Below are 12,133 nucleotides of genomic sequence, written 5' to 3'. Positions count from 1 at the left end.
AAAGATAGTCACGGTCTTGACTTTCTTATTCTCCGGGCGTATAAAATCGCGATTTTTTATATACCTTTGCAGGATAGATTGGAAAACAAAAACAATATAAATAACAGATAATGAAAAAGCTACTTACTACTATCTCGATTCTGGGAGCATCGGCAACCTTTACTTTCGGACAAGGCTTGAAACCGGTCGAAGATGTTAACAAGGTTGTGGACAACACTCCGGACAGTATAAACAAGGCCTTGATGGCAAGGCCAAAGCCCGGCTCGAGCCGTAAGGGAAACAACCCTGTGTTGTTCCTTATAGGCAACTCTACAATGAGAAACGGGACTCTCGGTAACGGCAACAACGGACAGTGGGGATGGGGATTCTTCGAGCACAAATATTTCGACAGCAACAAGATAACGGTTGAAAACCAGGCTCTTGGAGGAATGAGCAGCCGCACGTTCTATAATGTACTGTGGCCGGATATCCGTAAGGCCATCCGCAAGGGCGACTGGGTGATAGTGTCAATAGGCCACAACGATAACGGTCCGTATGACAGCGGACGTGCAAGGGCAACGATTCCCGGAGCCGGGCGCGACAGCATGAACGTGACTATAAAGGAGACCGGAGTGAAGGAGACTGTGTACACATACGGAGGATACATGCGCAAATATATAGAGGACATACGTAAGGCCGGAGGCAATCCTATACTGATGTCGCTCACTCCGCGCGACGCATACGGTGACGATGGAAAGATTGTGCGCAAGCCTCACGGCAAATGGCTCGAGCAGGTGGCTGCTGAGGAAAATGTGCCATACGTGGACCTCAACGAGATATCTGGCGCAAAGCTCGACATGTATGGCAAATGGAAGGAAAGCTACCATTTCTATAAAGACCATATACACACAAGCCGTTTCGGTGCGGAAATGAATGCCCGCTCGGCGGCTGAGGGGATAGCGGCAAGCAACGATCCGAAGCTGGCACAGCTTAAGGCGATGATGAACGACATGACGCTGCCTACGGTGGACGTGAATCGCGAGGAAGGCAAGCCGGTGGTGTTTATCACGGGCGACTCCACGGTGAAGAACGAGGATAAGGACAAAGATGGAATGTGGGGATGGGGCTCACAGGCGTATACCGTGTTTGACAAGAAAAAGATAACATGCGTGAATTGTGCGAAAGCCGGACGCTCTACACGCACATATTTTAACGAGGGACGATGGGATCAGGTGTACAACAGTCTGAAGCCGGGCGACTTCGTGTTGATACAGTTCGGACATAACGATATAGGTCCTATAGATAAAGACCGTATGCGCGGAACAATTCGGGGAACATCGGACTCCACCCATGTATACAAGATGGAAAAGGGCGGAACATACGAACTTGTATATACCTTTGGATGGTATCTGAAAAAGTTCATACAGGACGTAAGGGAAAAGGGTGCAACACCGATACTTGTGTCGCTCACTCCGCGCAACGAATGGCCTAAGGGAAAAATAGAGCGTCGCAACGACTCATACGGAAAGTGGTATCGTGAGGTGGCCGAGCAGACCGGTGTGGAATTTCTCGACCTGCATAATATTACAGCCGACTATCTCGACAAGAAGTGTGGCAGCAAGGAGAAAGCCATGAAGTATTACAATCGCGATCATACCCATACATCGCTGCTCGGTGCGAAGACGAATGCCCGGAGTATAGCAAAGGGACTGAAAGCCAACAAGTCGCCGCTGGCCGAATATCTGAAGTAGATGTTCATGACGTTTGCGGACGGGATGCCGCAAACGGACATAAGTGAAAAAACGTACTTTCTTGGATGTTTTATAATATGTAAAGAATACATACGTTATAGCATAAACCCAAATGAGCCGGTAGCGGTGGGAATATAACCGCCTCTATGCGGCTCTTTGTTTTCAGACAGTATATGATAGATAGAGCTACTGTAGACAGAATAATGGATGCCGTCAACATTGTCGATGTGGTGTCGGAATTTGTCCATCTCCGCAAGGCGGGGGTGAACTATAAGGGATTGTGTCCTTTCCACGATGACAAGACACCGTCGTTCATGGTGTCACCGGCCAAGGGTATATGTCATTGTTTCGCATGCGGCAAGGGAGGCAATGCCGTGAATTTCGTGATGGAACATGAGCAGATGACCTATCCCGAGGCTCTGAGATGGCTTGCCGCAAAATATAATATAGAGATAAAGGAAAAGGAACTTACCGACGAGGAGAAGAAAGAGGCGGGTGAGAGGGAGAGCATGTTCATTGTGAATGAGTGGGCAAAAGACTATTTCATGAACATAATGGATAACGACCCCGATGGTGTGGCCATAGGAAAACAGTATTTCAGGAGCCGTGGGTTTCGCGATGACATAATAAAGAAATTCCAGCTTGGTTTTGCTCTCTCGCAGCGCGACTCCATGTCTAAGGCTGCGCTGGCAAAAGGTTACAAGGAGGAGTTTCTTGTGAAAACAGGACTGTGCTACAGAAAAGATAACGGAGAACTTGTTGACCGATACTCAGGAAGAGTAATCTTTCCGTGGCTCAACGTGAGTGGAAAGGTGAGTGCGTTCGGAGGCCGGTTGCTCGACTCACGTACAAAAGGTGTACAGCAGAAGTATGTAAATTCACCGGAATCGGAAATATATCATAAGGACCGTGAACTTTACGGGCTTTATCAGGCAAAGAAAGCCATAGTGAAGGAAGACCGTGTGTTTATGGTGGAAGGCTATACCGATGTGGTGTCGATGCACCAGTGCGGGATAGAAAACGTGGTGGCCAATTCGGGCACGGCCCTGAGCATGCATCAGGTGAGACTGCTGCACAGGTTTACTTCCAATATCGTGTTACTCTACGACGGTGATGAGGCAGGTATCCATGCCGCCATGCGGGGTACGGATATGCTGCTTTCCGAGGGAATGAACATAAAGGTGCTTGTGCTGCCCGACGGTGATGATCCCGACAGCTTTTCAAGAAAGCACACCGCGGTGGAGTTCAGGCAATATATCGAGGATAATCAGACCGACTTCATTGAGTTTAAGACGGCCCGGCTGCTACGCGGGGTTACAGATCCCATAAAACGCTCCGAGGCAATAGGAAGTATAGTAAGGAGCGTGTCTGTAATTCCTAACCAGATAATCCGCGACACTTATCTGCGAGAATGTTCCATAAGGTTACAGATGAGTGAGCAGACGCTCGTGTCCACCATGAACAAGTTTATCCGTGGCGACAAGGAAGAGCGGGAAAAGGAACAGGAGCGCGAAGCTCGCCGGCGCGAGCGCGACAACCAGAATACTGCGCAGCCCCAACAGGTATCCTCTGCTGCTCCATCCTCTGTGTCGTCGGTATTGTCTTCGGCAGATATGGTGTTGTCTGCCGCGGATGTCCATGGACAGGAAGTGGAGCGGTTGCTCATCACTATGGTCATAAGGCATGGCGAAGAGATAATATACAAAGGGCTTGAGGCGGAAGACGGCAGCATGATAGACCTCTCTGTATCGCAATATATCGACTATGATCTGTCGCAGGACGGCATTATATTCCACAATGTTCTCTATAACAGGATTCTTGAAGAAGCAGTGGCACATAACAATGAGCCAGGGTTCAGGGCCGAGGCTTATTTCATGCATCATCCGGACATTGAGATAAGCCGTATAGCCGGACAGCTTGGCATAAACCGCTATCAGCTCAGTGCCAGTCTTAGCGTCGAGCCTACGCCTGATTCTATACGCCAGAAGGTTACCCACCTCGTGCTCGACTATCGGCTTGGTATCATGGAACGCAGACTGAAAGACATACAGATGCAGTTGCGGACTGTGGGAAGCGACATGGAGAGAATACGTGCCCTCATGGAAAAATATCGAGATACACAGGTTGTTAGAGACGCGCTTGCCAGGCAGATAGGCAGCGATATAATCGTAACAAAATAATAATAAGTACAATGTATTATATACAAAAAACATTCGAGGTGTCGGCAGCGCACAGCCTGATGCTTGACTATGAAAGCAAATGCGCGGGGCTGCACGGCCACAACTGGATAATCACTGTCTATTGTAAGGCACGTGAACTGAACAGCAATGGTATGGTATGTGATTTCACAGAGATAAAGCAGCTCATACAAGGAAAGCTCGACCATAGGAATCTTAATGAAGTGCTCGACTTCAATCCCACGGCCGAAAATATCGCACGGTGGTGTGCAGGGCAGATACCGCAGTGCTATAAGGTATCTGTTCAGGAAAGTGAGGGAAACATAGCCATATACGAGGAGGATAATCTTTGATGGTAAAGAAGATAAACGAGATATTTTATTCGCTTCAGGGAGAGGGCCGCAACACCGGGTGTGCGGCTGTGTTTATCCGTTTTGCAGGATGTAATCTGCAATGTCCTTTCTGCGATACAGACTTCACGGGATATCAGGAAATGACAGATGAGCAGATTGTCGCTCGTGCTTCCGAATTCCCCGCACGCTTTGCCGTGTTGACGGGAGGGGAGCCTGCCCTGCATATTGATGCCCGTCTCATAGGGCTTCTTCATGATGCCGGTTTCAGGATAGCGATAGAGACAAACGGAACACGTACATTGCCTGACGGCATAGACTGGGTAACGGTGTCTCCGAAGGTCGAGTTTGTTGGGGAAAAGGCAGAACTGGCACTGAAACGGTGTGATGAGCTTAAATGTGTCTACAACGGCCAGACGGATGTTAGCGATTACGGTGTGGAGGCAAGTTATTACTATCTGCAACCTTGTGATGTGGCCGATGAGCAGCGGAATATAGAGATACGCGGCAAATGTATAGAGTATATCCTCGGGCATCCGCAGTGGAGGCTGTCGTTGCAGATCCATAAGATATGCTCTTTTAAATAGGCGTTATATGACAGGCCGATGACAATAAAATAGAAAAGGAGGAAAGATATGCATGGAATATATATGACGTTTGTCATAATATACGAGATAATCGTAATCATAGCCGTTCTTCATGTGGTGATGAGCAACCGCCAGCCGGTGAAGACAATGGCGTGGGCACTCGTGATTTATTTCGTGCCCGTAGCAGGAATTGTCTTGTATCTTTTCTTCGGGCTTGACACTCGCAAGGAGCGGCTCATCGGTGAGCGCAGCCTGAACCAGCTCACCAAACGGTCGATGCTCGGATTTGTCGGACAGCAGAATCTTCGTGTGCCGGACGGTGTGAAGCCTTTGGTGGATTTGTTTGTGAACCAGAGTTTCTCTCTTCCGTTCAAGGATAATGCCGTGGAGATATTCACCGAAGGCAGTTCCTTTTTCCTTGACCTTTTAAAGTCTATAGGTGCGGCAAAGAGCAGCATCCACATCGATATGTATATTTTTGCCGACGACGCCTTGGGATATCTTGTTGCTGATGCGCTGATAGACAAGGCCCGTAGTGGTGTTGAGGTACGTGTGATATATGATGATGTGGGATGCTGGAATGTAAGTCATTCTTTTTTTGAGCGTATGCGTGAGGAAGGGATAGAGGTAAGTCCGTTTCTGCCGGTGCGTTTCCCTTCATTCACAAGCAAGGTGAACTATCGCAATCATAGGAAAATAATTGTCATAGACGGCCGTGTGGCGTATATCGGTGGTATGAACATTGCCCTGAGGTACGTAAAAGGTATTGACGGCCAGGAATGGCGTGACACAATGGTTAGAATTACCGGTGGGGTGGTCTACAGTGTTCAGAAAGCCTTTCTCGTTGACTGGTATTTTGTAGACCGTACGTTAATATCGAGCACAAAGTATTATCCTTCTATGGATGACGCTGTTAGGAATGACGGTATAGCGCAGATTGTAACGAGCGGTCCGGTGTCGGAATATCCCGATATCATGCAGGGGTATGTGCGCGTGATTCTTGGTGCAAGGAAATATGTCTATATTGAAAGTCCGTATTTTCTTCCTACAGAACCTGTGCTTTTCGCTCTTGTCACTGCCGCCCTCGGAGGTATCGATGTGCGCGTGCTTGTGCCGTGGCGCAGTGATTCGCGGTTTGTGGAGTGGGCGGGGCGTTCATATATGCGTGATGTAATGAATGCCGGTGTAAAGATTTACAGATACAATTCCGGTTTTCTGCACAGCAAGTTTATGCTTGCCGATGATAGTGTTGCCACTGTCGGTTCCACAAACGTTGATTTCCGTAGCTTTGAGAATAACTTCGAGGCCAATGTCTTCTTTTTCGATACAGATGTTGTCAGGCGTTTCAAGTCCGTGTTTATGTCCGACATTTCCGTATCGGAGCTTCTTAATGACAAGCCCCCCGTAGTTCGCGGCCGTTTCCGCTCTTTCTTCGTCCGTCTGTGGGAGAGTCTCATCCGTCTTCTCTCACCGCTGCTGTAATATAAACAGCGTTTAGGGGCCTATTTGAATATTGAGAAGTTCACGCTACCGTAGGCCCTGTGTTCGATAAAATGCGGATGTTGGCTGAAATCCTGCTCCTTGCCGTGTTCAAGTACGAAGATTCCTCCTTCTTTCAAGAGGTCTTTAGTGAATATTATGTCAGGAATGTCTGCCAGTTCTTTCAGAGCGTATGGAGGGTCGGCAAAGATGAAGTCGAACTGCATGCGGCATGACTTCAGGAATCTGAATACATCACCGCGTATAGGCGTGCATGCGTCTGTATCGAGTTTCTTAAGACACTGGCATATAAAGGCGTGATGGTCGCGGTCCTTTTCTATTCCAATCACGTTTGAGCATCCGCGTGATACGAGTTCCAGCGATATGCTGCCTGTTCCGGAAAACAAGTCAAGGGCTGTGGCATCCTCAAAACAGATATATGCGTTAAGAACGTTGAATATGTTTTCTTTTGCGAAGTCGGTTGTCGGTCTTGCTTTGAATGAACGCGGAACATCGAAATGACGTCCTTTATATATACCGGTTATTATGCGCATTTTCTTGTAGAGTATATTTCTGGTATTATGATGAACGGCTATCTGCCTTTGACGTATAGAGTCATCAGGTCGTAAGGCATATCCTTTATTTGTGTTGCGGGAGCACGGTTGAAGTCACCGGCAGGATTTATTATGTACGCACGTTGAAGATATCTTTTCAGTTCTTCCAGAATCCATTCCCGGTCGGGAATATTGCCTACAATGTGCATTTCGTCATATTCCGGTTTCAGCATCATCTGCTTCCATACGTAAAGCAGGAAATATATTGCATCCTGCGGACGTGCGGTGTTGAATGTGTTGCAGAATTTGAATCTGTTTTGTGTAAAGCAGAACACCTCAACCTTGTTGTCATGGAAATATCCGTAAAGTTTGTTCCTCGTGCCGGTGAAGCTCCTTTGGTGCAGGTATTTCCATACAGGAGACATGGCTGCCACAAATGTGGCAAATCCGAAATTGTCGTCAATGACGAGCTTCAGGTCTTTGTTTACCGAAAAGGCGGCCACGGAATTAAGATATGGCAGCACGGTATACATAATTTCATCGTTCTCGTTTTTAGGAAAGGAGTGTGTATAGAGAGATTTATAGCTCCCTTCCCTGAACAGGTCTATGGGGATAATAAGAACATTCGAGTCAATCATCACCAGTGCGCGTCTGAAATGTTCTTTAGGCAGACTTGCGGATTTCAGAGCCTCTCTGAGGTTGGCGGCCATTGATATTCCGTTTTTTATTTCGTATGGCTCATATTGTATTTTGGCCTCAGCCGTGGAAGTATCTATTGCAGAGAATGACAGCGAGTTGTTGCTTATGCGTATTGTCAGCCGCCGTCCGTTTGTCTGTGTGATATTATTGGGTGATGTCATTTCTTAATATGTATGAGAATATTTGCCTTTTTATTAGGGTGCTTGTGGAATTGGGATGATGTCCGGTGATTCTATACGATACTCATCACACAGATGTACAACATCAGTGCCGCCACCAATCCAAGACCGATGTTCATTATTATTTCCTTTTTGTCCATACGATACGTCTGTATTGTCGTAAGCAAAGGTAAAATCCTTTTCTAAATCCGCAAATTTATAAATAAATTGCGAGTTGAGCAAATTATTGATTAATTTTGTAGCGGTGTTGCCGTTTATACCGGATTTAGAAACAAACTGTTACATTCATATTATGTATATAAAAGTTTTCGAAAGAAGAAAAATGTGTCATATTTGTCCCTATGCGGGCATTTCACGAAAAAGAGACCGAAGATACCATTCTGTTATCCGCCTCATGGCTGTTGTTATGACGCTTTTGGTTGTGTACAGCGTTGCCGCAAGGCGCAAATCGTGGAGTCTCGACCCTCTGTATCCTGTTTATGTTAAGAAAGGCATCGTTGTTTGTCCTGATGGGAAATTCAGACTTGACGAGAATACTTTTTATGTTGACAGCAGGCTTGGGCCAGGGGATATGAAGTATCCATATATGTTTCGCACCATTGCCGATGCCGTGAGACATCTGAAAGACGGAACGGATGAGAAGCCAATGAGGATCCTTTTTGCTCCAGGGGTATATTGGGCGGATAATCCCGATGATACCGTTGTTGCCGTTGGAATTAACGGTCGGGAACCTTTCGGCATGGTGATAAAATGTGAGAATCTCAGGTTTACGGGGCTAACAAATGACGCTCGTAATGTTATCATTGCATCACGGAGAGGGCAGACGCAGGGAGCAATAGGCAATTTCACAATGCTTGATATTTGGGGCAACGGTCTTGTGGTTGAGAATATGACGTTGGGCAATTATTGTAATGTAGACCTTGTTTTTCCTCTTGATACGGCAGAAAACCGTTGCAAACGTTCCGACGCCATAACCCAGGCTCATGTGGGATATGTGCATGGCGACAGGATGACAGCCCGCAATGTGCGTTTTATTTCCAGGTTGAATCTTAATCCGCTCAGTGGGGCCCGCCGTTCGTTTTATGACAAATGTCATTTCGAATGCACAGATGATGCCCTTACAGGCAATGGAGTATATCTTAATTCCACTTTTGATTTTTACGGACAGAAACCGTTTTATACCACTGATTTGGCTGGTGCCGTATTTCTTGGGTGCAGTTTCCGTGCTATGGGGGCAAACAGGGAAATGGTGTTCTGTAAGTCACCGGGTCAGGTCACTCTTGTAAATTGTAAGTATGAGGCTCGTTTGGGTAGTGATGTGGGATGGGCCAACTACCCGACAGAGCAACTTAGGTGCTATCAATATGGAGTGACTCTTAACGGAGAACAGTATGTCGTCGGCAAGAGAAAGCCGCAGAACACAGTAAGGATGGATTCGCTTCCGTTACTGAGGGCTTATTTGGTGAACGACAGCATATATAACATAGCGAACCTGCTTGGCGGAAATGACGGTTGGACGCCTGACGGAAGTTTTGGTACCAGCGGAGCAAACAACATACCGACAAGTCTGCATCTTTCCAGAAAGAATGCAATATTGACGACAGGCCGTGATACGCTTGTACTGTCTGCACGTCAGTTGCGTCACGGTAATTATCCTTTATCATATCCAGATACCGCTGAGATATTCTGGCGTGTCGCTCCCGGGTATGAGAAATATGTGAGCCTGTCGACAGACAAGGGAGGAACGACAGTCGTAACTCCTTTGAATATTGGCGATGATGCCGTGCGTTTCTGTGTCGTGTCGCGGACAGAAGACGGACTTGAAGCGGCATGCGAGTTAGAGATACGGCCGGAGATATTGCCACCTCCGGATTTCTTGTCTGCTCCGAAGATTATTATAGAAGGTGATTCTGTCGCACGTCTTTACTATTCTCTTTTTCTTGACGGAAGGCGTGACAATTCGTCCGTCACATGGTTGAGGTCGGCTGACGGGAGTATGGCAAGTGCGGTTGCCGTGGCTGTGAGCAGAATGGACGTTCCTGAGAAAGAATATCCGTTGACGGAAGAAGATGCGGGTTGTTTCCTTATCGCAGATATTGTTCCACGTCATCACCGCAGTTTGCCTGGTGATACGGTGAGAGTGGTGAGCAAGAGAAAAGTAGGAAGTAACAATGTCAGTCGTGGCGGTAATTCATCTTTACGCAGTATGCGTCTTGTTTCCGATTTCCATTCTTTTCCTACTGCATGGCAGCCGCGTGTGCTTCCCGGATACTGGACAGTGGACGGCTATAAGCCTAAAGATACGGAACAATATCAATGGGCTTTCGACCAAAGCCGCGATATGTGGACATACGGCAAAGGATATAACGGTGCCAAAGGCTATGGGCTTCTTCAGGCACAGCGTGGTGCGCGTCTGATGTTCACGCCTCTTGATGCTGTTTACAAGGATATGAAACTCACTCTGAGAGTTGACCCGACAAAGACGGCCGGACAGGGCTTTGGCAGTGCTACGGGACAATACATGGATGTTGGAATAAAGATGGACACACGGACGTTGAGCGGATATGCCTTACGTATAATAAGGACAGTGAAGAGTGCCAAGTCTGTAGACTTCCTGCTGGTGAGATACGACAATGGAACTGTTGTTCCGATTACTCCTTCCGTCACTTCGGACTGCTACCGTACGGGATGCGTAATCAATGTTTCGCTCTCGGGAGACGTCTTGTCTGCAGAGGTCTCGACATCATCACAGCCATCGTCTGCTCCTGTCGCACATTCGGTTATGCTTAATGCCAATGTGGAAATGACGGATAAAGGTGGTGTGATGATACAGCATACCGGAACTTGCGGAGAGAGTACCACCATGCTTCATGGTATAGATGTGGCATGGGAATGAGAAATGGAAAATACTTTTGGGCTTTCTTGTGCTCAATGAGAATAATGCTTATCTTTACATTATGGTTTCATCAGAATTGTTATTGCGTATAAGGCAGGCTTTCGGCTTTGTTCCTACTGATGACCAGGAACGGGCTATGGAAATATTCTGCTCTTTTCTTACTGTCCGCAACAGTCATTCGGCTATGATTCTCAGAGGCTCTGCAGGAACGGGAAAGACTTCTCTTGCAGGAGCCATAGTTAAGATGATGCTGTCGCTGGGACAGAAGATGGTTCTTCTGGCTCCGACAGGTCGGGCAGCCAAGGTTTTTTCTCTGAATGCCGGACAACCGGCTTATACCATTCACCGGCGCATATATCGTCAGAAGTCAATGACGGCAGATATGAGCGGATTCAATCTCAACGACAACCTGTATGTCGATACTCTGTTCATTGTGGATGAGGCTTCGATGGTTTCCAACATGGGATATGGCGATGCCGCGTTCGGAAGCGGGCGTCTGCTTGATGACCTTGTAAGTTTTGTATATGGCGGGCGTAATTGTCGGATGATGCTTATCGGCGACCGTGCCCAGCTTCCTCCGGTAGGTGAGGATGAGAGTCCTGCGCTTATGGATGATGTGGTGGCCGGCTATGGCCTTGAGGTGTTTTCGGCAGATTTGACGGAAGTGCAGCGTCAAAGTGCGGTATCCGGCATATTATATAATGCCACGGTGATACGGCAGATGATAACACACGATGAGATTACCCGGTTGCCGATGATACGCTTGAAAGGATTTGCCGATATCGCGTATGTAGGCGGTAGCGAACTTATAGAACAGCTTTCGGCAAGCTATAGCGAGATAGGGCAGGATGAGACAATGGTGATAACACGTTCCAACAAGCGTGCGAATATTTATAACCGCGGGATACGGAACATGGTGTTATACCGCGAGGAGGAACTGACAACGGGAGATATGATAATGATAGTCAAAAACAACTATCACTGGGCTGACGGCAAGGAACTGCCTTTTATTGCCAACGGTGACCGTGCGAGGGTGTGGCGTGTGAGGAATGTACGTGAGATTTACGGATTCCGTTTTGCCGATGTCACCATGCAGTTTCCTGACTATGATGATTATGAAGTCACGGCAACGGTAATCCTTGACACCCTGTCCTCAGAGGCTCCGGCACTTACCCGTGAACAGAACGGAATGCTGTTTGATGCTGTTATGGAGGATTATGGCGACATTCCCCTGAAATCCGACAGGATAAAGAAACTGAAAGAGGACGGATATTATAATGCCATACAGATAAAGTTCGCATACGCGGTAACATGTCATAAGGCTCAGGGCGGACAATGGGCTCATGTATATCTTGATCAGGGATACATGACAGACGATATGCTCACTCCCGATTATATACATTGGCTTTATACTGCCTTTACACGTGCTTCGGAAAAACTTTATCTGGTGAACTGGCCCATGACACAGACAAAAGATTAAAA

General features: G+C 47.4%; 9 protein-coding genes. 7 read left to right on the top strand and 2 right to left on the bottom strand.

Annotation, left to right across the window (positions count from 1 at the left end):
• Window positions 1-110 precede the first annotated feature (110 nt).
• The 5 genes from HPS56_RS04490 to cls all read left to right on the top strand — a co-directional run bounded on the left by HPS56_RS04490 (window position 111) and on the right by cls (window position 6,326).
• The gene (locus HPS56_RS04490; RefSeq protein WP_172274530.1) at window positions 111-1,730 is read left to right on the top strand and encodes a rhamnogalacturonan acetylesterase; all 1,620 of its coding nucleotides are present in this window, start codon (window positions 111-113) and stop codon (window positions 1,728-1,730) included.
• A gap of 173 nt (window positions 1,731-1,903) precedes the next feature.
• Complete coding sequence (gene dnaG, locus HPS56_RS04485; RefSeq protein ID WP_172274527.1) at window positions 1,904-3,910, top strand: DNA primase; 2,007 nt, start codon at window positions 1,904-1,906, stop codon at window positions 3,908-3,910.
• An 11-nt stretch (window positions 3,911-3,921) separates the two neighbouring features.
• Window positions 3,922-4,260, top strand: coding sequence for a 6-pyruvoyl trahydropterin synthase family protein (locus tag HPS56_RS04480; protein WP_172274524.1), 339 nt, complete (start codon window positions 3,922-3,924; stop codon window positions 4,258-4,260).
• On the top strand, window positions 4,260-4,844 hold the full coding sequence (locus HPS56_RS04475) for a 7-carboxy-7-deazaguanine synthase QueE (RefSeq protein ID WP_172274521.1): 585 nt from the start codon (window positions 4,260-4,262) through the stop codon (window positions 4,842-4,844). The genes HPS56_RS04480 and HPS56_RS04475 overlap by 1 nt, the downstream gene beginning before the upstream one ends.
• A gap of 48 nt (window positions 4,845-4,892) precedes the next feature.
• A complete protein-coding gene (cls, locus tag HPS56_RS04470; protein ID WP_172274517.1) occupies window positions 4,893-6,326 on the top strand; it encodes a cardiolipin synthase in 1,434 nt (477 codons plus the stop codon).
• Window positions 6,327-6,346: 20 nt separating this feature from the next.
• Here the strand turns inward: cls and HPS56_RS04465 are convergent, their stop codons facing one another.
• Both HPS56_RS04465 and HPS56_RS04460 read right to left on the bottom strand, forming a co-directional pair.
• Window positions 6,347-6,877 (bottom strand): RsmD family RNA methyltransferase, encoded by a 531-nt coding sequence (locus tag HPS56_RS04465; RefSeq protein ID WP_172274514.1) that lies wholly within the window; start codon window positions 6,875-6,877, stop codon window positions 6,347-6,349.
• Between the two features lie 38 nt (window positions 6,878-6,915).
• On the bottom strand, window positions 6,916-7,737 hold the full coding sequence (locus tag HPS56_RS04460; RefSeq protein WP_172274511.1) for a DUF3822 family protein: 822 nt from the start codon (window positions 7,735-7,737) through the stop codon (window positions 6,916-6,918).
• Between the two features lie 424 nt (window positions 7,738-8,161).
• Here HPS56_RS04460 and HPS56_RS04455 point away from each other — a divergent pair, with 424 nt between their 5' ends.
• Both HPS56_RS04455 and HPS56_RS04450 read left to right on the top strand, forming a co-directional pair.
• Complete coding sequence (locus HPS56_RS04455) at window positions 8,162-10,651, top strand: pectinesterase (RefSeq protein WP_172274508.1); 2,490 nt, start codon at window positions 8,162-8,164, stop codon at window positions 10,649-10,651.
• Between the two features lie 61 nt (window positions 10,652-10,712).
• Window positions 10,713-12,131, top strand: coding sequence for an ATP-dependent DNA helicase (locus HPS56_RS04450; RefSeq protein ID WP_172275120.1), 1,419 nt, complete (start codon window positions 10,713-10,715; stop codon window positions 12,129-12,131).
• Window positions 12,132-12,133: the final 2 nt, after the last annotated feature.

The organism is Xylanibacter muris, from assembly GCF_013166605.1.
Taxonomy (GTDB): Bacteria; Bacteroidota; Bacteroidia; order Bacteroidales; family Bacteroidaceae; genus Prevotella; species Prevotella muris.
The sequence above is the reverse complement of the archived record's forward strand: the minus strand, read 5'-3'. Positions and strand labels throughout refer to the sequence as shown.

Excerpts from the sequence above, each read along its gene's own strand:
- HPS56_RS04490 (WP_172274530.1), top strand. The coding sequence starts at position 111 with ATGAAAAAGCTACTTACTACTATCTCGATTCTGGGAGCATCGGCAACC.
- dnaG (WP_172274527.1), top strand. The coding sequence starts at position 1,904 with ATGATAGATAGAGCTACTGTAGACAGAATAATGGATGCCGTCAACATT.
- HPS56_RS04480 (WP_172274524.1), top strand. The coding sequence starts at position 3,922 with ATGTATTATATACAAAAAACATTCGAGGTGTCGGCAGCGCACAGCCTG.
- HPS56_RS04475 (WP_172274521.1), top strand. The coding sequence starts at position 4,260 with ATGGTAAAGAAGATAAACGAGATATTTTATTCGCTTCAGGGAGAGGGC.
- cls (WP_172274517.1), top strand. The coding sequence starts at position 4,893 with ATGCATGGAATATATATGACGTTTGTCATAATATACGAGATAATCGTA.
- HPS56_RS04465 (WP_172274514.1), bottom strand. The coding sequence starts at position 6,877 with ATGCGCATAATAACCGGTATATATAAAGGACGTCATTTCGATGTTCCG.
- HPS56_RS04460 (WP_172274511.1), bottom strand. The coding sequence starts at position 7,737 with ATGACATCACCCAATAATATCACACAGACAAACGGACGGCGGCTGACA.
- HPS56_RS04455 (WP_172274508.1), top strand. The coding sequence starts at position 8,162 with ATGACGCTTTTGGTTGTGTACAGCGTTGCCGCAAGGCGCAAATCGTGG.
- HPS56_RS04450 (WP_172275120.1), top strand. The coding sequence starts at position 10,713 with ATGGTTTCATCAGAATTGTTATTGCGTATAAGGCAGGCTTTCGGCTTT.